The organism is Streptomyces griseosporeus (genome assembly GCF_014656055.1).
Lineage (GTDB): Bacteria > Actinomycetota > Actinomycetes > Streptomycetales > Streptomycetaceae > Streptomyces > Streptomyces griseosporeus.
The window spans coordinates 474,907-494,229 of record NZ_BNBR01000003.1 but is presented as its reverse complement, the minus strand read 5'-3'; the positions used below and the strand labels follow the sequence as shown (position 1 = coordinate 494,229).

The following is a 19,323-nucleotide window of genomic DNA, read 5'->3' as shown; positions in this document are numbered from 1 at the left end:
CGCCGAAGGGCCCGGCCCCGAGTCGCGAGAACTCGGGGCCGGGCCCTTCGTGGCTGCTGAGCCGCCGGAGGCCTAGGCCTCGAACACCTCACGCACCAGCTGCTCCTGCTCCGCCTGGTGCCGCTTCGCGGAACCCACGGCCGGGGACGAGCCGTGCGGACGCGAGATACGGCGCAGGCGCTCGCCCGCCGGGATGTCCGCGCCGACCGCCAGGTCCAGGTGGTCGATCAGGTTCAGGGCGATGAACGGCCAGGCACCCTGGTTCGCCGGCTCCTCCTGGGCCCACAGGTACTTCTCGGCGTTCGGGTACTTCTTGATCTCCGCCTGGAGCTCGGCACCCGGCAGCGGGTACAGGCGCTCGATGCGGATGATCGCGGTGTCCGTCACGCCGCGCTTGGCCCGCTCGGCCTCCAGGTCGTAGTAGACCTTGCCCGCGCAGAAGACGACCTTGCGGACCGCGGCCGGGTCGGTCGAGCTGTCGCCGATGACCGGGCGGAACTGCCCGCTCGTGAACTCCTCCGCCTTCGACGCCGCCGCCTTCAGGCGCAGCATCGACTTCGGGGTGAAGACGACCAGCGGCTTGTGGTGCGGGTTGTGCACCTGCCACCGCAGGAGGTGGAAGTAGTTCGACGGCGAGGTCGGCATGGCGACCGTCATGTTGTTCTGCGCGCACAGCTGGAGGAAGCGCTCGGGACGCGCGGACGAGTGGTCCGGGCCCTGGCCCTCGTAGCCGTGCGGCAGCAGCAGGACGACGCCGGAGGTCTGGCCCCACTTCTGCTCGGCGGAGGAGATGAACTCGTCGACGACCGTCTGGGCGCCGTTGACGAAGTCGCCGAACTGGGCCTCCCACAGCACGAGCGCGTCCGGGCGGGCCAGCGAGTAGCCGTACTCGAAGCCCATGGCCGCGTACTCGGACAGCAGGGAGTTGTAGACGTTCAGCCGCGCCTGGTCCTCGGAGAGGTACTGCAGCGGCGTGTACTCCTCGCCGGTGCTGCGGTCGATGATGACCGCGTGGCGCTGGCCGAAGGTGCCGCGCTGGGAGTCCTGGCCCGCCAGGCGGACCGGCACGCCCTCAAGCAGCAGCGAGCCGAAGGCGAGGGTCTCGCCCATGCCCCAGTCGATCGTGCCGTCCTCGACCATCGCCGCCCGGCGCTGCAGCTGCGGCAGCAGACGCGGGTGGACGGTGATGTTGTCCGGGATGTTGACCTGGGACTCGGCGATGCGCTTGACGACCTCGGAGGAGACCGCGGTCGGCACCGCGACCGGGAAGCCGTCCTGCGGGGCCTGGACGTCACCGGGGACCGGCTGCGCGGTGGCCTCGCGGACCTCGGTGAAGACCTTCTCCAGCTGGCCCTGGTAGTCCTGCAGCGCCTGCTCGGCCTCTTCCAGGGTGATGTCGCCGCGACCGATGAGGGACTCGGTGTACAGCTTGCGCACCGAGCGCTTCTTGTCGATCAGGTCGTACATCAGCGGCTGGGTGAAGGCCGGGTTGTCCGACTCGTTGTGACCGCGGCGGCGGTAGCAGATGAGGTCGATCACCACGTCCTTGTTGAACGCCTGGCGGAACTCGAACGCCAGCCGCGCGACGCGCACGACGGCCTCCGGGTCGTCGCCGTTCACGTGGAAGATCGGGGCCTCGATCATGCGGGCCACGTCCGTCGCGTACATGGAGGAACGCGAGGACTCGGGGGCCGCGGTGAAGCCGACCTGGTTGTTGATGACGATGTGGACCGTGCCGCCGGTGCGGTAGCCGCGCAGCTGCGACATGTTCAGGGTCTCGGCCACCACGCCCTGGCCCGCGAAGGCCGCGTCGCCGTGGATCGCCACCGGCAGGACGGTGAAGTCCGTGCCGCCCTTGTTGATGATGTCCTGCTTGGCGCGCGCGACGCCCTCCAGGACCGGGTCCACCGCCTCCAGGTGCGAGGGGTTGGCGACGAGCGAGACCTTGATCTGCTCGCCGTCCAGGCCGGTGAAGGTGCCCTCGGCGCCCAGGTGGTACTTCACGTCGCCGGAGCCGTGCATCGACTTCGGGTCGAGGTTGCCCTCGAACTCGCGGAAGATCTGCGCGTACGACTTGCCGACGATGTTGGCGAGCACGTTCAGCCGGCCGCGGTGGGCCATGCCGATGACGACCTCGTCCAGGCGGGACTCGGCCGCGGAGTCGATGACCGCGTCCAGCAGCGGGATGACGGACTCGCCGCCCTCCAGCGAGAAGCGCTTCTGGCCGACGTACTTCGTCTGCAGGAACGTCTCGAACGCCTCGGCGGCGTTCAGGCGGCGCAGGATCCGCAGCTGCTCCTCGCGCTCCATCTTGGAGTGCGGGCGCTCCACGCGGTCCTGGATCCACTTGCGCTGCTTGGGGTCCTGGATGTGCATGAACTCGATGCCGGTGGTGCGGCAGTACGAGTCGCGCAGCACGCCGAGGATGTCGCGCAGCTTCATCATCGACTTGCCGGCGAAGCCGCCGACGGCGAACTCGCGCTCCAGGTCCCACAGGGTGAGGCCGTGCTCGACGATGTCCAGGTCGGGGTGCTTGCGCTGCTTGTACTCCAGCGGGTCGGTGTCGGCCATGACGTGGCCGCGGACCCGGTAGGAGTGGATCAGCTCGAAGACGCGGGCGGCCTTGGTGACGTCGTCGTCGTGGCTGGCGTCGATGTCCTTGAGCCAGCGGACCGGCTCGTAGGGGATGCGCAGCGCCTCGAAGATGTCGTCGTAGAAGCCGTTCTCGCCGAGCAGCAGGTTCGCGACCTGGCGCAGGAACTCGCCGGAGGCGGCGCCCTGGATCACCCGGTGGTCGTAGGTCGACGTGAGCGTCATGACCTTCGAGATGCCGAGCTTGTTCAGGGTGTCCTGGCTGGTGCCCTGGAACTCCGCCGGGTAGTCCATGGAGCCGACGCCCATGATCACGGACTGGCCGGGCATCAGGCGCGGCACGGAGTGGACGGTGCCGAGGCCGCCGGGGTTGGTCAGGGAGACCGTGACGCCGGTGAAGTCGTCCATCGTCAGCTTGTTGTCGCGGGCGCGACGGACGATGTCCTCGTAGGCCTGCCAGAACTCGAAGAAGTTCAGCGTCTCGGCCTTCTTGATCGCCGCGACGACCAGCTGGCGGTCGCCGTTCGGCTTGACCAGGTCGATGGCGAGACCGAGGTTGACGTGCTCCGGCTTGACCAGGGTGGGCTTGCCGTCCTTGAGCTGGTAGGACCAGTTCATCGACGGCATCGCCTTGATCGCCTGCACCATCGCGTACCCGATGATGTGCGTGAAGGAGATCTTCCCGCCGCGGGCGCGCTTGAGGTGGTTGTTGATGACGATGCGGTTGTCGAACAGCAGCTTCACCGGGACGGCGCGCACGGACGTGGCCGTCGGCATCTCCAGCGAGGCGTCCATGTTCTTCGCGACCGCGGCGGACGGACCGCGCAGCGTGACCAGCTCGGGGCCCGCGGGGGCCTCCTTCGCCGGCTCGGCCTTCGCCTTCGGCTGAGCGGGCGCCTGTGCGGGACGCGCCGGCTGAGCCTGGGCGGGGGCCTTCGCCGCGGGAGCGGCGGCCGGGGCGGGCTGCGCGGCGGCCGCGGCGGGCTGCGCCGGAGCGGCCGGCGCGGCGGCCTGCGGGGCCGGAGCCTGGGCCTGGGGCGTCTGGGAGGTGGTCTCTGCGGCCCCCGCGGCCGCAGTACCCGCCGCAGCCGGGGCACCCGGCTTGTAATCGGCGAAGAAGTCCCACCAGGCGCGGTCTACCGAATTCGGGTCCTGGAGGTACTGCTGATAGATCTCGTCGACGAGCCACTCATTCGCACCGAACGCGGCAGCGGGGTTCTTGCCCGCTTGGTCGGCGTCGGTCGTAGGGGCGCTCGAGTTACTGGGGGACTGTGGCGACACGGCGGCAACCGCCCTCTTCCGCTTCACAAGGTGATGGACAGCGGGAATAAAGGCTACGCCTCCCTGAGGGGGAAGGTCAGGTCGGGCCCGTTGATCGTCGCGTAAGTCACATCTCAAGCCGTGTTTCGGCGCTGGAAATGGCGGGAAACAAGCGTGGTTCCGGTGCAGAGCTGTGGCCTGTGGATACGGCGATGCGGGCCCTGCACGCGGGGCGTGCGGGCCTGTGCCTGATCACACGTGCCGGCCGGGGCGGACGGCAGTGGATCTTGGGACTCCGGTTCGGACCCTACGTCAACGCGACGTGGATGTCTCTCCCGGAAGGGTGACAAGAATCCGGCAACCCCGCTCGGATTCGGCCACACCGATCCGGCCGCCGTGCAGATCCACCGCCCAGCGGGCGATCGCCAGCCCCAGTCCGGTGCCGCCGTCGCTGCCCGGACCGTGCGGACGGGCGACGACCCCGCGGTTGAACCGCTCGAACACCCGGTGCCACTGCGACTTGGGTATCCCGGGTCCCTCGTCCAAAACCTCCAGCTGGAGGGACTGCGGCCCGCTGCCCGGCCGCGCCCGCACCGTCACCCGGCCGTGCGGCGGGCTGTGCTTGACCGCGTTGTCGATGAGATTCGCCACGACCTGGTGGATGCGCTCCGGGTCGGCGTGCGCGGTCAGGTCCAGCGGATCCACGTCCAGATGCAGATGGACGTCCGTGCGGGTGTGGCTGCCGGAGCCCGAGGCCATGCCGCCGCGCGCCGACGCGACCATCTGGGCCTCCTTCAGGACGCCCGACAGATACGGCCACACCTCGAAGCGCCGCTTCTTCAGCGGTACGACCCCGTTGTCCAGCCGGGACAGGTCCAGCAGCGTCTCCACCAGCCGTCCCAGCCGCTCGGTCTGCTGCAGCGCCGTCCGCATCGTCTCCGGGTCGGCCTCGGCGATCCCGTCGACCACGTTCTCCAGCACCGCCCGCAGACCCGCGATCGGCGTGCGCAGCTCGTGCGAGACGTTCGCCACCAGCTCCTTGCGCTGCCGGTCCTGTGCCTCCAGCTCGTCCGCCATCGCGTTGATCGTCTGGGCCAGGTCGCCCAGCTCGTCCCGGCGGTTCTCGCTCACCCGGCGCGTGTAGTCGCCGTGCGAGATGGACCGGGCCACGGTGTTCATCTCGTCCAGCGGATTGGTCAGCGAGTGCGCCACGAACTGTGTGATCAGCAGCGTCGCGATCATGGAGAAGACCATGATGAACCGCAGTTCGGTCTTGGTCTGCACCGCGATCATCGACAGACCGGTGGTGATCAGCACCGAGACGACGACCAGGACGGCCAGCTTCGTCTTGATCGAGAACGGGCGTACGCCGCCCCAGGGCTCCCCGGGGCCTCTCCGCGCGGCCGGCCCGTCGCTCATGGCGTCGGGGTCTCCAGCGCGTAGCCCACACCGTGCACGGTGCGGATCCGCTCGGCGCCGATCTTCCGGCGCAGCGCCTTGATGTGGCTGTCGACGGTCCGGGTGCCGGAGGCGTCCGCCCAGTCCCACACCTCGGCCAGCAGCTGCTCCCGGGAGAGCACCGCGCGCGGCGTGTTCGCCAGGCACACCAGCAGGTCGAACTCGGTGGGCGTCAGGTGGACGTCCTCCGACTTCACCCGCACCCGGCGCTGCGCGTGGTCGATCTCCAGCTCGCCGAGGCGCAGGATCCCGCTGCGCGGCGTCGCGGCGGCCAGCGCCGCCCGCTCCACCCGCCGCAGCAGCACGTGCACGCGCGCCGCCAGCTCCCGCATCGAGAACGGCTTGGTCATGTAGTCGTCGGCGCCGACCCCGAGACCCACCAGCATGTCGGTCTCGTCGTCGCGCGCGGTGAGCATCAGCACCGGCACCGGCCGCTGGGCCTGGACGCGCCGGCAGACCTCGAGGCCGTCGAAGCCGGGCAGCATGATGTCCAGGATCAGCAGATCCGGCTGCCAGGCCTCGGCGGTGTCGACGGCCGCCGGACCGTCGCCCGCGGTTTGCACGAGGAATCCCTCGGCGCGCAGGCGGGCCGCGATGGCGTCGACGATCGTCTGGTCGTCCTCGACGACGAGGACCCGGCGCTGGGCGCCCGGGGTTGCCGTCGTCGTGGTGTGGGAGGTGTGTGTCTGCTCCATCGCCCGCCCCTGAAGTGTGCTTTCCGGAACCCGTGGGGTGATCCCTTGAACTGCGATTGACGCTTGAATGATCGGCGTCAGGGAAGCAGCGTACGGGGAGTCACCACGGCTTTGCTATCCAGGGCGGACGCCGAGGTGCACGACGTCCGGAACGCCTCGGGCAACGGGGATCTCTTCCGTACGCACCTGTTGGAACCCGACATTCCCCAAGGTTTCTTCGAAATCCGGGGACGGCTGCGCGGACCACACCGCGAGCACCCCGCCGGGCCTCAACACCCTTGCGCAGCTTGCCAGTCCGGGCTTCGCGTACAGCCCGTCGTTGCCGTCGGTGACGGTCCAGTCGGGGCCGTTGTCGATGTCCAGGCAGAGCGCGTCGTACGTGGCGGATGTCTCATTGACGTACTCCACCAGGTCCGCTTCCACGATCTCGGTGCGCGGGTCGGCGAGGGCGTCGCGGGTCAGTTCCGCGAGGGGGCCGGTGCGGTGCCAGTCGATGACCGCGGGCTCCCGCTCGACGACGGTGATGCGGCCCCAGCGGGAATTCGCGGCTGCATGCGCCAGCGAGAAGCCGACCCCCAGCCCGCCGATCAGCACATGCGGTGCCGGGCGGTCGTCGAGCGCGTCCAACGCGGCGTCGACCAGGCGTCTTTCGGAACGGCCGTCGGAGGTGTCCATCAGGAAGCAGCCGTTGGCGATGATCTGCAGCAGCGCGCCGTGGCGGCGCAGCACGACCTCGCCCCAGGGGCCCTCACGACGGTCCAGGACTTCGGGGATGTCGTAGGAGGTGGACATGGCGCCATCCTGACACCCTGCTGACGGTTTGTTGACGGAATTACCTCCGAGGAGTGGCGCTGAAAGGGATCCCGCGGGGGTAGGGGCACCTTGAGAGGTTGCTGTGCATCCCCCTCCCCGTGGCGCCGGTCACAGACAACGGGGCCGGTGGGGCCGTTGGGTGGGGCGGGACGGAAGGAGCGCCTCACCGTGAACCGCACAGCTCCGGCCGAGGCGGCGGCCTCGGGTACGGCATCCGGAACGCCCTCGGAACCGACCCCGCCGGCGCCCCTCGCCGACGTCACGGGACTGCTCGACGGGGTGCCGCGGCAGCGGGGGCCGGTGCGGGCGGCGCGGGTGACACCGGACACGGTGGCGGTGGGCAGGCCGTCCGCGCTGGTCCCGGCGCCGGAGCCGGCGTCCGCCTCGGCGACCAGGCCGGAAACCGCTCCCGCCCCCGAAAAGGCCCGGTCCCTGAGCCACCTGCTCCGCCGTGCCGCCGGAATCCCCTTCACCCTCGCCTACGCCGCCGTCCTCGCCGTGACCTCACTGGTCGCCCGGTACGCCGACCCCGCCCTCGTGTACGCCCTCCACCAGGCCTCCAGCACCGATGTGGCCCACCTGCTGCGGGCGCCGGTGCCGGTGCTGCTGGCCAGCGGACTGTGGGTGGCGGGCGGCATCCTGTCGCCGTACGCCCTGCTCTTCGTGGTCGTCCTCGGCACGCTGGAGCGGCGGATCGGCGCGCTGCGTACCGCCGGTGTCTTCCTGGCCGGGCATGTGCTCGCCACCCTCGCCACCGAGATCCCGGTGGGCCTCGCCGTCCTCGCCGGGCACCTGCCCGACAGTTCCCTGCACCGCCTGGACTACGGCATCAGCTTCGGCGTCGCCGCGTGTGCCGGCGCGCTGGCCGGTCTGCTCGGCCCGTGGCTGCGCTGGCCGCTGCTCACCCTGTTCGCCGGGGCGGCGGTGACGGGCCTGCTGACCCTCGCCGACCCGATGACCAGCTGGGGCCACCTGATATCCGTGGCGATCGGCATCGCGTGGTGGCCCGCGCTACGGCGACGCGGCGAAGCGGCCACCGCTCTCGCGGCCGCGTCCTAGGACGGCTCGCCGCCCCTCCCGAGGTACTTCGCGCTCGTCAGCAGCGCCTCCACCCGCCAGCCCAGGCTCTCGTACAGGGCCCGGCCCGCCGGGGTGCCGGCCAGGACGCCGGTTTCCGCGCCCTGTGCGGCCGCCGCGCGCTGGAGCGTGCGCATGACGAGGCTGCCGAGGCCGCGGCGGCGGTGCGCGGGGGACGTCTCGATCTGGTCGGCGACCGCGGTCGCGCCGGTCGGGGCGATCTGCCCGCGCGCGGCGAAGGAGCCGTCCGGCGCAGCGACCATCGCGCGGACGACGCCGCCGCGCGCCCAGGTGCGCAGCCGGTATCCGTCGGGGACGGCCGGCGCGTCCTCGGCCGGGCTCAGCGGCACGGACATGAGGTAGCCGGGCTCGGGGTCGATCCACCAGGCGGGGCCGAGCCAGCCGCCGGTCTCGGCCGGGTCGCGGAACACCTTGAGCCACACCCCGGCCCCGGTCACGCCGTCCGCGACCTTCCGTACGGCGGCCTCGTCGACGGCGTCGCCGAGCGCGCCGAAGACATGGCGGGTGGGATGCCCGTCGAGGCCGACGTCGATGGTGCAGCCCCACGGCTCGATCACCGGCGGGGCCGCCCCGCGCGACACGGTCCAGCCGTCGACCCAGGCCCGCACGATCCCGTCCACGCCGTCCTCCTGTAATTGGTGAGAAGCCGAAGCGGCTATTACCGTGCCGACACTATGGGGCGGGTCGTCCCCTTCGCGAGACGTGATCGCCGAGAGCGAACAGGGCTCGGGGAACAATCGGTGGATCACAAGCATTGAGTCGGCATAGCTCAACTTGACTGCCGAAGGGGAGATCATGGCTTCGACGTCCACACCGCTCACCCTGCCTGTGCTGCCGCTCGACGACGAGGTCGTGCTGCCCGGGATGGTGGTTCCGCTGGACCTGAGCGACTCCGAGGTGCGCGCGGCGGTGGAGGCCGCCCAGGCCGCCGCCACCTCCCAGCCCGGAAAGCCCAGGGTCCTGCTGGTGCCGCGCATCGACGGGACGTACGCGAGCACCGGTGTCCTCGGCACCGTCGAGCAGGTCGGCCGGCTGGCCGACGGTGACCCGGGCGCCCTGATCCGCGGCCGCGGCCGCGTCAAGATCGGCGCCGGCACCACCGGCCCGGGTGCTGCGCTGTGGGTCGAGGGCACGCAGATCGACGAGACCGTGCCCGAGCCGCTGCCCGGACACGTCACCGAACTCGTCAAGGAGTACAAGGCACTCGCCACCAGCTGGCTGAAGAAGCGCGGCGCCTGGCAGGTCGTGGACCGCGTCCAGGCCATCGACGACGTCTCCGCGCTCGCCGACAACTCCGGCTACTCGCCCTTCCTCACCACCGACCAGAAGGTGGCCCTGCTGGAGACCGCCGACCCGGTCGCCCGCCTCCGGCTCGCCACCCAGCAGCTGCGCGACCACCTCGCCGAGCAGGAGGTCGCCGAGACCATCGCCAAGGACGTCCAGGAAGGCGTCGACAAGCAGCAGCGCGAGTTCCTGCTGCGCCGTCAGCTGGAGGCCGTCCGCAAGGAGTTGCGCGAGCTGAACGGCGAGCAGGAGGGCGAGGAGTCCGACGACTACCGCGCCCGCGTCGAGGCCGCCGACCTGCCCGAGAAGGTCCGCGAGGCCGCCCTCAAGGAGGTCGACAAGCTGGAGCGCGCCTCCGACGCCTCACCCGAGGGCTCCTGGATCCGCACCTGGCTCGACACGGTCCTGGAGATGCCGTGGAACGAGCGCACCGAGGACGCCTACGACATCCAGGGCGCCAAGGCCGTCCTCGACGCCGAACACGCCGGCCTGGAGGACGTCAAGGAGCGCATCACCGAGTACCTGGCCGTGCGCAAGCGCCGCGCCGACCGCGGCCTCGGCGTGATCGGCGGCCGCCGCGGCGGTGCCGTACTCGCCCTGGTCGGTCCCCCTGGTGTCGGAAAGACCAGTCTGGGGGAGAGTGTCGCCCACGCCATGGGCCGCAAGTTCGTCCGCGTCGCGCTCGGCGGCGTCCGCGACGAGGCCGAGATCCGCGGCCACCGCCGTACCTACGTCGGCGCGCTGCCCGGCCGGATCGTCCGCGCCGTCAAGGAGGCCGGGTCGATGAACCCCGTCGTCCTCCTCGACGAGATCGACAAGGTCGGCTCCGACTTCCGCGGCGACCCCGCCGCCGCCCTCCTGGAGGTCCTGGACCCGGCGCAGAACCACACCTTCCGCGACCACTACCTGGAGGTCGAACTCGACCTCTCCGACGTCGTCTTCCTCGCCACCGCCAACGTCCTGGAGGCCATCCCGGAGGCGCTCGCCGACCGTATGGAGATCGTCCGCCTCGACGGCTACACCGAGGACGAGAAGATCGTCATCGCCCGCGACCACCTGCTCCCGCGCCAGCTGGAGCGGGCCGGCCTCGGCAGGGACGAGGTCACCATCGACGAGGGCGCCCTGCGCAAGCTCGCCGGCGAGTACACCCGCGAGGCCGGCGTGCGCACCCTGGAGCGGTCCGTCGCCCGGCTCCTGCGCAAGGTGGCGGCCAAGCACGAACTGGGCGAGCAGGAGCTGCCGTTCACCGTCACCGCCGACCACCTGCGCGACCTCATCGGCCGGCCGCACCACGTGCCCGAGTCCGCCCAGGACCCGGCCGAGCGCCGCACCTCGGTGCCCGGCGTGGCCACCGGCCTCGCGGTCACCGGCGCGGGCGGCGACGTGCTCTACGTCGAGGCGTCCCTGGCCGACCCGGAGACCGGCGCGGCGGGCCTGACCCTGACCGGGCAGCTCGGCGACGTGATGAAGGAGAGCGCGCAGATCGCCCTGTCCTTCCTGCGCAGCCACGGCGCCGAACTGGAGCTGCCCGTCGGCGACCTGAAGGACCGGGGCGTGCACATCCACTTCCCGGCGGGCGCAGTCCCCAAGGACGGCCCCAGCGCCGGCATCACCATGACGACCGCCCTGGCCTCGCTGCTCTCCGGCCGCCTGGTCCGCACCGACGTGGCGATGACCGGCGAGGTCTCGCTGACCGGCCGCGTGCTGCCCATCGGCGGCGTGAAGCAGAAGCTGCTCGCCGCCCACCGCGCCGGGGTCACCACGGTGATCATCCCCAAGCGCAACGAACCCGACCTGGACGACGTCCCCGCCGAGGTCCTGGACAAGCTCGACGTCCACACCGTCACCGACGTCCGCCAGGTCCTGGAACTGGCCCTCGCACCGGCGACGAACGAGGCGCCGGCGGAGGTTCCCGTGGCGGCGTGACGGACGCCATGGGGTGAGAGAAGGCCCGGGTCTCCCGCTGGGGAGCCCCGGGCCTTCCGCATGGGTGCGCCTGTGGATGAACCGATAGAATTCAGGCGTGACAGGGCAGGTGGGCCGCCCCTCCGCGCTCATCGGGATCGGGACGGAGATCGCCGGCTACCGCGTCGAGCGCGAGCTGGGCCGCGGCGGCATGGCCGTCGTCTACTGCGCCGCCGACCTCCGCCTCGGCCGCACCGTCGCCCTCAAGCTGCTCGCCCCCGAGTACACCCGCAACGACGCCTTCCGCCGCCGTTTCGCCCACGAGTCCCGGGTCGCCGCGAGCATCGAGCACCCCCACATCGTCCCGGTCTTCGAGGCCGGCGAGGCGGACGGCGTGCTGTACATCGCCATGTGCTACGTCCACGGGCTGGACCTCAGCGCCCTGCTCGACCGGGACGGACCGCTGCCCGTGCCGACCGTGCTGCGCATCGCCGCCCAGCTGGCGTCCGCGCTCGACGCGGCCCACGCGCACGAACTGGTCCACCGGGACGTCAAGCCCGGCAACGTCCTGGTCGCCAAGGGCATCGACAGCGACCACCCCGAGCACGTCTACCTCACCGACTTCGGACTGGCGAAGAAGTCCCTGTCGCTCACCGGGTTCACCACGGCCGGCGAGTTCGTCGGCACCCTCGACTACGTGGCCCCGGAGCGCATCGCGGGCCGTCCCGTCGACGGCCGGTCCGACCTCTACAGCCTCGCCTGCGTCGTCCACGAGCTGCTCACGGGCGCCCCGCCGTTCCAGCGCGAGGACGCCATGGACCTGCTCTGGGCGCACCAGTACGACCCGCCGCCCGCCCTCACCGCCGCCCGGCCGGACATTCCCGAGGCCGCCGACGAGGTGCTGCTGACGGCGCTGGCCAAGCTCCCCGACGACCGCCACGACTCCTGTCTGGAGTTCGTGGCCGCCCTGCGCGCCGCCACGGACGGCGCCGGTCCCCGCGGCCGCACCCCGACCGTCGTGGACTCCCGCGTCGCCGGTATCGCCCCGGCTCCCGCCCGGGTGCCCGAGCCGCCCGACTGGGCCGGGCCCGTGCTGCGCGGCCGCTTGTAACCCGCTGCCCTTCCTGTCGTCAAGTCCCGAGTCCTCGGAACGTGACCCTGTCGTCGCGTTCCGGCCTACTTGAAGCACGGGCCGAACCGGAAAGACCGGACAACGAAAAGGCCCCTCGGAAAGTAGGAGAGAAATCATGACCGGTATCGACGACAAGCGTTACGAGAACGGCGAGGAAATCCGCACCCGTCGTCCGAGGCGCGGAATCCGTATCGCGACGATCGTGGCGTCGACCGTGGTGGGGGCCGGAGGTGTGGTTCTGCCGGCGGCGGGAATGGCCTCGGCGACCTCGATGCCCGATTCCGCGGCGGTGACGATGGTCGCCACCCACAGCAAGCACGACCACGGTCACCACCACTGGCACAAGCACTGCTGGAAGCACTGGCACAAGAAGCACGGCCACTGGGAGAAGCACTGGCACTGCAAGTGGTACAAGGACGGCGGTCACGACCACGACCACGACCACTGGAACGACCACCACGACCACTGGAACGACGACTGGGACCACGACCACGGCAAGCACGACCACCACAAGAAGGACGACCACAAGAAGGACGACCACAAGAAGGACGACCACAAGAAGGACGACCCGAAGAAGGACGACCCCAAGAAGGACCCGAAGAAGGACGACCCGAAGAAGGACGACCCGAAGAAGGACGACCCGAAGAAGGACGACCCCAAGAAGGACGACCCCAAGAAGGACCCCAAGAAGGAGGAGCCCAAGAAGGGCGGTGACGGCGGAGCCGGCGGCGCGGGTGGCGTCAAGGGCGGCGACGGCGGCAAGGGCGGCAAGGGCAAGGACGAAGGCGGCAAGGGCGGCACCGGCGGTACCGGTGGCGTTCAGGGCGGCGACGGCGGTAAGGGCGGCGACGGCGGCAAGACCGGCGGCGACGGCGGCACGGGTGGTGCCGGTGGCGTCAAGGGTGGCGACGGCGGGACCGGCGGTACCGGCGGGACGACCGGCGGCGACGGCGGCACCGGTGGTGCCGGTGGCGTTCAGGGCGGCGACGGCGGCAAGGGCGGCACCGGCGGGACCACCGGCGGCGACGGCGGTGCCGGTGGCACCGGTGGCGTCGTGGGCGGCGACGGCGGCGACGGCGGCGACGCGGTCTGATCCGCGGCGGCGGGGGTGAGGGCCCGCACGGTCCTCACCCCCGCCGCTCCTTCCCACTCCGAGGAGCACCCCATGAGCACCACCCCCCTCTGGAAGATCTGGCGCCGCTCGCTCGCCCTCGCCGCCGCTGCGGTGGCGGTCTCCGCCGGCATCTCCTGCACCCCGGGCGCGGGGGCGGACGCCGGGCCGGACCACCGGACGCCCACCACGGCCACCGGGTCCGCGCAGCCCGCGCAGGGCACGGCCGGCACCTCCGAGTGCGGCACCGGCGGTGCCGGCGGCAAGGGCGGGGACAGCGGCGAGAACGGCAGCCCCGGAAAGCCGGGAGAGCCCGGAAAGTCCGGCACCCACGACTGCACCCGCTACAGCGACCTGCCGGACAAGCCCAAGGGCGAACTCACCCTGGCCGACAAGGTGCGGGTCGTCCTGGTCCTTCTCAACGGCGGCGCCACCGAGGCGCAGATAGCCGAGAAATACGACATGCCGAAATCCGAGGTCGGGTCCTGGAAAAAGGCCTATCTCGAAAAAGACTGGTCCGTCCTGGCAGGCAACTGATTCTCATGGAGACTCCGATGGAAAAGAACGCTCGTCCCTCCGCCCGTAAGAACACTCTGGCCGCCGCGGCGGTCTCCCTGTTCCTCGCCGTCGGCGGCGTTCTGATACCGGCGGGCGCGGTGCTCGCGGCGCCGACGGCTCACGGCCAGGTCCAGGAGCACGCGAAGCACGACGAGAAGAAGGACGACAAGAAGAACGACAAGAAGAACGACCACAAGAAGCACGACCACAAGAAGCACGAGGAAAAGAAGGATCACAAGGGACGCCATCACCACCGGAAACACCACCACCATCACCACCGTCACCACCACGGCGACGACGATTACTGTCAGCGCGGCGACGGCGGGAACGGCGGCAAGGGCGGCAACGGCACGGGCACCACCCCGCCGGTGTGCACGGAGCCCGGCCAGAGCGGCACCGGCGGCGCCGGCGGACGTGGCGGCCGGGGCAAGTGCGGCGGCCAGAACGGCCGGGACGGTCAGAACGGCACCGGCAGCGGCGGCGGCAACGGAAACCACTGCCCCGACGACCACGCCCCCGACTCCTCGACCCCGGAGAAGCCCTCGACGCCGGACAAGCCCTCGACCCCGGACAAGCCGCGGAAGCCGGGCGACCCGGACTCGAAGGGCTCGACGGACTCGACCGACTCGAAGGGCTCCACGGACTCGAAGGGCTCGACGGACTCCGGCAAGACCGATTCCACGGACCCGAAGGACTCTACGGACCCGAAGGACTCCACGGACCCGAAGGACTCCGGCAAGACCGACCCGGGCAAGACCGACTCCACCGGCACGACCGATTCCTCCGGGTCCTCCGGATCCACCGGGTCCACCGGAACGACCGGCACACCCCCGACCCCCGACCCGCAGGCGCCCCCCGCGGGCGGACACCCCGATGACGTGGTCGTCAAGTAAGGAGCCCACCGACCCGCCGCCCCGCCGTCCCTCCCCCGGCGGGGCGGCGCGCTGCCGTCACAGGCCCAGGCCCAGGCCCAGGGCTCCCAGGGCGCCCGGCCCCGACAGGGACTGTTCCGCCCAGACCGTCTTGCCGACCCGGTCGTGCCGGGTGCCCCAGCGGTCGGCCAGCTGGGCCACCAGCAGCAGGCCGCGCCCGCCCTCGTCGAAGATGCGGGCGCGCCGCATGTGCGGGGTGGTGCCGCTGGAGTCGTAGACCTCGCTGACCAGGGTGTCGTCCTGGTGGATGAGGCGGAGCCGGACGGGCGGGCGGCCGTAGCGGATGGCGTTGGTGACCAGCTCGCTGACGACCATCTCGGTGACGAAGGCGGCGTCGTCCAGCCCCCAGCTGGTCAGCTGCTCGGCGGCGGCGCGGCGGGCGCGGGAGACGATCGCCGGGTCGCTCTCCAGGTCCCAGGAGGCCACCCGGTCCTCGTGCAGGGCGCGGGTGCGGGCGACGAGCAGGGCGATGTCGTCGTCGGGGCGGTGGCTCAGCAGCTCGGCGAGGACCCGGTCGCAGACGGAGTCGAGTGAGGTGGCGGGCCGGCCGAGCGCGGCGAACAGCTTGTCCAGCGCCACGTCGATGTCGTGGTCGCGGGCCTCCAGCAGCCCGTCGGTGTAGAGGGCGAGCAGGCTGCCCTCGGGCAGTTCGGTCTCGAACACCTCGAAGGGCAGCCCGCCGAGCCCCAGGGGCGGTCCGGCGGGCACGTCGAGGAAGCGGACCGAGCCGTCGGGGGTGACGACGGCGGGCGGCGGATGGCCGGCCCGGGCCATGCTGCACCGGCGCGAGACGGGGTCGTAGACGGCGTACAGGCAGGTGGTGCCGATGCCGCCGGCGGTCTCGGCCGCCGGGTCCCCGCTGCCCTCGTCGGCGGCCAGGCGCAGCACGAGGTCGTCGAGGTGGGTGAGCAGCTCGTCGGCGGGCAGGTCGACGTCGGCGAGGGTGCGCACGGCGGTGCGCAGCCGGCCCATGGTGGCGGAGGCGCGGATGCCGTGGCCGACGACGTCGCCGACGACGAGGGCCACCCGGGCCGCGGACAGCGGGATCACGTCGAACCAGTCGCCGCCCACGCCGGCCCGGGTGGCCGCGGGCAGATAGCGGGTGGCGATCTCCAGGGCCGCCTGGTCGGGCAGGGTGTGCGGGAGCAGGCTGCGCTGCAGGGCCATCGTGGTGGTGCGGGACCAGGAGGAGCCGCGGGCCTTGTGCAGGGCGCCGGCGGCGCGTGCCGTGAGGTCCTCGGCGAGCCGCAGCTCCTGCGGGCCGAAGGGCTCCTGGCGGCGGTGGCGGCCGAAGAGGGCGACGCCGAGCCGGTTCCCCTCGGCGAGCAGCGGTACCACCATCAGGGACCGGGTGCCGTAGGCGCGCAGCCAGGCGGCGCCCGGGTCGCTCTCCGCCCAGGCGGCGACGGCCGGGTCGGTGGTGTCGTAGAGGACGGGACTTCCCGTGGCCAGGCACTCCGCGGGGGGCGACCCGGGTTCGTAGGCGGTCATCTCGCCCGCCGCGGCGCCGGGCGCGCGGCCGCCGTCGCCGGGGAGCGCCCGTACGGCGGCCCGGCGCAGCACGAGCATGCCGCCGGGCCCCGGGTCGGTGTGGCCCGCGGGCCGGGGGGAGTCGAGCAGGTCCACGGCGACGTAGTCGGCGAGGCCAGGCACGGTGTCCTCGGCGAGTTCCTGCGCGGCGCGGCCCGGGTCGTCGGTGCCGTCGCCGCGGGTGCCGGTGCCGCCGGGCCGGGACAGCACCCGCGCGGCGGTGTCCTGGTTCCAGGGGCGGACTGCGGAGTCCTGGGCGCGCCGGGGGGCGGTGAGGCAGACGGCCCGTACCCGCCCGGAGCCGTCCTTGAGCGGGGTGAGGACGGTGGGCCGGCCCAGTTCGGGGGAGAGGCGGGCCGCCGTCTCCGTGGGCTCGCCGCTCGCCACGGCCAGCCGCAGCTGCCGGCCGATCTCCTCGCCGGCGGCCCCGGGCGCGATGTCCGGCAGGGCCAGCCCGCGCATGGCCGCCTCCGGCAGGGACAGCGCCCGCTCCATCCGCCGGTTGGCGCGCAGCAGGCGCAGGTCGGTGCCGAAGACCGCGAGCGTGTAGGGGGACTGGGTGAAGGCCCACTCGGCGACCGGTTCCCGCCCGTCGTCCGGCGGCCCCTCGGGTACGGCGGTCACGACGAGCCAGTCGGCGGCCCCCTGCTCGGGGGTGCGGCGGTGGGCGAGGAGCCGCAGCTCCATGCGGCGTCCGTCCCGGTGGCGCAGGACCACGCTGCCGTGCCAGCGCCGCCGCCCGGCCAGGGCGCGCGCGGCGCCTTCCGGGCTGCCGGCCAGCAGTTCCGCGGCCGGCCGGCCGACGACCGCCGGGGCCTCGTGGCCGAGCAGCTGCCGGGCGCCCTCGCTCCATCCGGTCAGCACGCCCCGCTCGTCGATGGTGGCGGTCGCCGTGTACGTCACAGGACCAGCATCGTCCCGGGCGGCACGGAGCACCAACGCAGCGGCGGCCGCCGGAAGAATCTTGGCGCCGATGCAACCGGAGTCCGGCATTCCGGCGTGAAGGGGAGCACCTGCACTTATCCGGGCATTACGCCCGGTCAGTGGCGGGAGCCAGCAAAAACCGATCAGCGACAGGAGCCGGAGAACGTCCCATGTGGGTCAGCGCCCTTTCCCGAACCGAAGCACCCGTCCCCGCGCCGCGGCAGGAGCTGTCCCCGCGCGAGCTCGAGACGCTGCGGCACATCGCGGCCGGACGCACCTACCTGCAGACGGCCCGCGCGATGGGCGTCTCCCCGCACACGGTCGACACCTACCTGCGCCGCATCCGCGCCAAGCTCGGCCTCGCCGGCACGGCCGAGCTGACCCGCGTGGCGATCGCCCTGGGCCTGTGACACGCACGGCCGCCCCCGGGGGGAGCGGCCGTGCGGTGGGACGCCGTGCGTCAGCCGAGGGCGAGCGCCTGGAGGCGGTCGTAGGCCCCGTTGAACTTGTCGTGGTCGCCGACCGTCGGGCCGGAGGAGGTGTACTGCCACATCGTGTAGTACGCCCACCCGGCGGGCAGCTCGCCCACGTCGGTGGCGTAGCGGGCGATCCACAGCGGGTTGTACGAGGCGAAGCCGCCGTAGTTGCCGGTGCACTGCTTCCACCAGCTCGTCGCCGTGTAGATCACGGCGTCCCGGCCGGTGCGCGCCTTGTACTGGTTCAGGAAGTCACGGATCCAGGTGACCATCCCGCTCTGCGTCTTGCCGTAGCAGGCGGCCCCGTACGGGTTCCACTCGATGTCGAGCGCGCCCGGCAGCGTCTTGCCGTCCCCGGACCAGCCGCCGCCGTGGTCCACGAAGTAGTTGGCCTGCGTGGCGCCGCTGGTGGTGTCCGGGGTGGCGAAGTGGTACGAGCCGCGGATCATGCCGACGTTGTACGAGCCGTTGTACTGCTGGGCGAAGTAGGGGTTCGTGTAGTACGTCCCCTCCGTGGCCTTCACATAGGCCCACTTCACGCCGCTGCCCCACAGCGTGGACCAGGCGACGTTGCCCTGGTGGCCGGAGACGTCGACGCCCTCCGTCTGGGTGGCGTCGCCGGGGACGGGCGTGCCGGCCTGGCCGTCGTGCGCCAGGACGCCCATGCCCATGTAGGCGGAGCCGCGGGCCGGGGTGTCGGCGGCCCGGGCGGGCAGGGCGGACGAGAGCGCCGCGAGCAGGGCCGCGACGGCGGTGAGAGCGAGGCGGGCGCGGGGGAGCCGGCGGGGGGAGCCGGGTCTGTGCACGGGCATGACGTGCCTCCGGAAGCGTTGGTGGGGAACGCTGGTCGACGTGCTGCACGGGGCCCACGGCGATACTGGCGTGGGCATGCCATTCACTTTCCTGGTGAAGAAGCTACGCACGTAGACCCGCCGGCGGAAGGGGGGCTGGGAGCCGCCGTTGGTCTAGCCCTGCGAAATACTGGCGGAGCTGCGGAGATGACGGCGGCCGAAGGAAACTTTCAGGATCGGGAAACCGGATCAGGGGACTGACGTGCACGAGGACCAGAACGGCGGCGGACAGCGGGGCGAACGCCCCGCGCCGCCGAGTGGTGTGGACCAGGAATTCCTGGCGCTGGAACGCGAGTTGACGGTGTTCCTGCGGCGGGCCCGGGCCAACCAGGGCGAGATGGCCCGCGAGGTCCATCCGGACCTGGAGTCGGCGGCGTACGGCCTGCTCGTACGGCTCGACGAGTGCGGCCGTCAGCGCGCCACCGAGCTGGCCGCCTACATCGGCGTCGGCAAGGCCACCATGTCCCGCCAGCTGCGCGCCCTGGAGGAACTGGGCCTGGTGGCCCGCGAGCCCGACCCGGCGGACGGCCGCGCCTGGCTGGTCCACCTCACGGAGGAGGGCCACCGCCGCGTCGGCCGCGTCCGCGACGCCCGCCGCGCGCGGTACGTCAGCAAGCTCTCCCACTGGGACCGGCGGGAGGTCGCGGAACTGGCGCGGCTGCTGAACCAGTTGAACCGGGGGATGGAACAGAGGTGAGCTGACC

The 19,323-nt window shown here is 71.9% G+C and carries 15 protein-coding genes; 8 read left to right on the top strand and 7 right to left on the bottom strand.

All coding sequences use genetic code 11. The annotated features are described in order from the left end of the window. Positions 1-72: 72 nt before the first annotated feature. From IE308_RS16935 to IE308_RS16920, 4 genes are all read right to left on the bottom strand, one after another. Entirely contained in the window at positions 73-3,873 is a 3,801-nt protein-coding gene (locus IE308_RS16935; RefSeq protein ID WP_190218590.1) for a multifunctional oxoglutarate decarboxylase/oxoglutarate dehydrogenase thiamine pyrophosphate-binding subunit/dihydrolipoyllysine-residue succinyltransferase subunit, read from the bottom strand. Between the two features lie 291 nt (positions 3,874-4,164). Continuing rightward, the gene (locus IE308_RS16930) at positions 4,165-5,271 is read right to left on the bottom strand and encodes a sensor histidine kinase (protein ID WP_110630516.1); all 1,107 of its coding nucleotides are present in this window, start codon (positions 5,269-5,271) and stop codon (positions 4,165-4,167) included. Continuing rightward, on the bottom strand, positions 5,268-6,005 hold the full coding sequence (locus IE308_RS16925; protein ID WP_110630518.1) for a response regulator transcription factor: 738 nt from the start codon (positions 6,003-6,005) through the stop codon (positions 5,268-5,270). Before IE308_RS16925 ends, IE308_RS16930 begins: the two co-directional genes overlap by 4 nt. 114 nt (positions 6,006-6,119) lie before the next feature. Next, positions 6,120-6,797: a spermine/spermidine synthase domain-containing protein gene (locus tag IE308_RS16920; protein WP_110630520.1), complete on the bottom strand. Its 678-nt coding sequence runs from the start codon at positions 6,795-6,797 to the stop codon at positions 6,120-6,122. A gap of 189 nt (positions 6,798-6,986) precedes the next feature. Here IE308_RS16920 and IE308_RS16915 point away from each other — a divergent pair, with 189 nt between their 5' ends. Continuing rightward, positions 6,987-7,877 carry a rhomboid-like protein gene (locus IE308_RS16915; RefSeq protein ID WP_190218589.1) on the top strand — a complete coding sequence of 297 codons (891 nt, stop codon included), beginning with the start codon at positions 6,987-6,989 and terminating at the stop codon, positions 7,875-7,877. Here the strand turns inward: IE308_RS16915 and IE308_RS16910 are convergent. Further along, complete coding sequence (locus tag IE308_RS16910) at positions 7,874-8,536, bottom strand: GNAT family N-acetyltransferase (RefSeq protein ID WP_190218588.1); 663 nt, start codon at positions 8,534-8,536, stop codon at positions 7,874-7,876. The genes IE308_RS16915 and IE308_RS16910 overlap by 4 nt on opposite strands. Before the next feature lie 175 nt (positions 8,537-8,711). On the opposite strand from IE308_RS16910, the gene lon reads away from it, so the two are divergent. The 5 genes from lon (at position 8,712) to IE308_RS16885 (ending at position 14,799) form a co-directional block, all read left to right on the top strand. Continuing rightward, entirely contained in the window at positions 8,712-11,126 is a 2,415-nt protein-coding gene (lon, locus tag IE308_RS16905; protein ID WP_190218587.1) for an endopeptidase La, read from the top strand. 97 nt (positions 11,127-11,223) lie between these two features. Further along, positions 11,224-12,216, top strand: a complete 993-nt coding sequence (locus IE308_RS16900; RefSeq protein ID WP_110630527.1) for a serine/threonine-protein kinase — start codon at positions 11,224-11,226, stop codon at positions 12,214-12,216. Between the two features lie 136 nt (positions 12,217-12,352). Further along, entirely contained in the window at positions 12,353-13,330 is a 978-nt protein-coding gene (locus tag IE308_RS37235; RefSeq protein ID WP_190218586.1) for a hypothetical protein, read from the top strand. Between the two features lie 72 nt (positions 13,331-13,402). Next, entirely contained in the window at positions 13,403-13,885 is a 483-nt protein-coding gene (locus IE308_RS16890; protein WP_190218585.1) for a hypothetical protein, read from the top strand. A gap of 17 nt (positions 13,886-13,902) precedes the next feature. Beyond that, a complete protein-coding gene (locus IE308_RS16885) occupies positions 13,903-14,799 on the top strand; it encodes a hypothetical protein (protein WP_190218584.1) in 897 nt (298 codons plus the stop codon). A gap of 57 nt (positions 14,800-14,856) precedes the next feature. On the opposite strand, the gene IE308_RS16880 is transcribed toward IE308_RS16885, so the two are convergent. Further along, positions 14,857-17,271 (bottom strand): SpoIIE family protein phosphatase, encoded by a 2,415-nt coding sequence (locus IE308_RS16880; protein WP_229908904.1) that lies wholly within the window; start codon positions 17,269-17,271, stop codon positions 14,857-14,859. Between the two features lie 191 nt (positions 17,272-17,462). Between IE308_RS16880 and IE308_RS16875 the strand changes: the two genes are divergently transcribed. After that, positions 17,463-17,702 carry a response regulator transcription factor gene (locus tag IE308_RS16875; protein WP_110630538.1) on the top strand — a complete coding sequence of 80 codons (240 nt, stop codon included), beginning with the start codon at positions 17,463-17,465 and terminating at the stop codon, positions 17,700-17,702. A gap of 50 nt (positions 17,703-17,752) precedes the next feature. Here the strand turns inward: IE308_RS16875 and IE308_RS16870 are convergent, their stop codons facing one another. Beyond that, entirely contained in the window at positions 17,753-18,580 is an 828-nt protein-coding gene (locus IE308_RS16870; protein WP_190218582.1) for a lysozyme, read from the bottom strand. Between the two features lie 241 nt (positions 18,581-18,821). On the opposite strand from IE308_RS16870, the gene IE308_RS16865 reads away from it, so the two are divergent. Further along, on the top strand, positions 18,822-19,316 hold the full coding sequence (locus tag IE308_RS16865) for a MarR family winged helix-turn-helix transcriptional regulator (RefSeq protein ID WP_190218581.1): 495 nt from the start codon (positions 18,822-18,824) through the stop codon (positions 19,314-19,316). Positions 19,317-19,323: the final 7 nt, after the last annotated feature.

Bases quoted from the DNA above. Each gene is read 5' to 3' on its own strand.
- IE308_RS16930 (WP_110630516.1), bottom strand. From the start codon at position 5,271: ATGAGCGACGGGCCGGCCGCGCGGAGAGGCCCCGGGGAGCCCTGGGGC.
- IE308_RS16925 (WP_110630518.1), bottom strand. From the start codon at position 6,005: ATGGAGCAGACACACACCTCCCACACCACGACGACGGCAACCCCGGGC.
- IE308_RS16920 (WP_110630520.1), bottom strand. From the start codon at position 6,797: ATGTCCACCTCCTACGACATCCCCGAAGTCCTGGACCGTCGTGAGGGC.
- lon (WP_190218587.1), top strand. From the start codon at position 8,712: ATGGCTTCGACGTCCACACCGCTCACCCTGCCTGTGCTGCCGCTCGAC.
- IE308_RS37235 (WP_190218586.1), top strand. From the start codon at position 12,353: ATGACCGGTATCGACGACAAGCGTTACGAGAACGGCGAGGAAATCCGC.
- IE308_RS16890 (WP_190218585.1), top strand. From the start codon at position 13,403: ATGAGCACCACCCCCCTCTGGAAGATCTGGCGCCGCTCGCTCGCCCTC.
- IE308_RS16885 (WP_190218584.1), top strand. From the start codon at position 13,903: ATGGAAAAGAACGCTCGTCCCTCCGCCCGTAAGAACACTCTGGCCGCC.
- IE308_RS16875 (WP_110630538.1), top strand. From the start codon at position 17,463: ATGTGGGTCAGCGCCCTTTCCCGAACCGAAGCACCCGTCCCCGCGCCG.
- IE308_RS16870 (WP_190218582.1), bottom strand. From the start codon at position 18,580: ATGCCCGTGCACAGACCCGGCTCCCCCCGCCGGCTCCCCCGCGCCCGC.